Below are 1,211 nucleotides of genomic sequence, written 5' to 3'. Positions count from 1 at the left end.
TAGGCTTAGATGTGTATAGCTCATGGTTGCAATCTCACTTTGGTCGGTGGATAAAAACTTTGATGCTAGCGCATCTAGGTCTTTTTTTCACCTTGCATTTGGTATTGCACTTCATGTGTTAATCTAAGGACATCAAAATAGGCTTTTTACTTAGCAGTAGTAAGCCTGTTTCCGGTGTAATGAGTCTCGCAAATGTGCAACGAGCAGTTTTAACTTTTGATCTGGTTGCCTGGCCTTAGGATATACTGCATACATGCCCAGTTCCTTTCGTGTAAACCGTTGCAAAATCTGAGTAAGTGTATGTTGTTGTATCTCCTCATGGACCAACGCTTGGGGCAAAAAAGCAATGCCTAAATCGCTGAGCGTGGCTTGTTTAATCGCACTAAGATGATTGCTATGAAACCTACCATGGACAGGCATTAATTGCTCTGTGCCGTCTATACATACTGGCCATATGTTGTTAGAGGTATTATCTAACTTATAGATTATGCACTCATGATTGTCTAATTCTTCAGGGGTTTGAGGCGTACCATATCGCTTTAAATAGTCTGGCGTCGCACATATCACCCATCGGCTATCTATAAGACGTCTTGCAATGAGCGATGAGTCTTCAAGCTCAGCGGTCCTTATTGCCAAATCAAATCCTTCCTCTATCAAGTCAACCAATCGATTGGTAATTTGTAACTCTACCGATACTTCAGGGTGTTGTTTACAGAATTCAGCAATAGATTCGCTCAATATGAAATTCGCAGAGACCACAGGCAGGGTTATACGTATATGGCCTTTCATATCTTCGCCGTAACCCGTTACTGCATCTTCAGCTTCCTGAAAGGCATGTTTAGCAATTTTAGCTTTGTCGTAAAGCGTCCTGCCGGCATCGGTTAAGCTCAACTTTCTAGTGGTTCTATAAATGAGTTGAGTATTTAAGTTCTCTTCTAATCTTGCAATGCGCTTGCTCACTACTGAATTGGTTAATGATAGCTTTTCAGCGACTTTAGAAAATGACCCTTCCTCAACAACTTGGACAAATAAAACCATATCGTCAGCTTTGACCATACTTGTGCTCCAATTGGCGTAATGCGGATTAGATTATAGCAAAAAAGGAAAATAATATTGTCCATTGATGCAATATATCAATTAATTAACAAAGCGTAGACTAGGGGCTGTATAGAATTGAGAAAACATTGAAAAAAATAAGCAACGCCTTACTC

General features: G+C 40.1%; 1 protein-coding gene. It reads right to left on the bottom strand.

Annotated elements, in window-relative coordinates; genetic code table 11:
• Window positions 1–150: 150 nt before the first annotated feature.
• The gene (locus EI164_RS16205; RefSeq protein WP_068408371.1) at window positions 151–1,056 is read right to left on the bottom strand and encodes a LysR family transcriptional regulator; all 906 of its coding nucleotides are present in this window, start codon (window positions 1,054–1,056) and stop codon (window positions 151–153) included.
• Window positions 1,057–1,211: the final 155 nt, after the last annotated feature.

The sequence above is a fragment of the Psychrobacter sp. FME13 genome, from assembly GCF_014861395.1.
Classification (GTDB): domain Bacteria; phylum Pseudomonadota; class Gammaproteobacteria; order Pseudomonadales; family Moraxellaceae; genus Psychrobacter.
The sequence above is the reverse complement of the archived record's forward strand: the minus strand, read 5'-3'. Positions and strand labels throughout refer to the sequence as shown.

Coding starts and splice junctions, on each gene's coding strand:
- EI164_RS16205 (WP_068408371.1), bottom strand. CDS start 1,056: ATGGTCAAAGCTGACGATATGGTTTTATTTGTCCAAGTTGTTGAGGAA.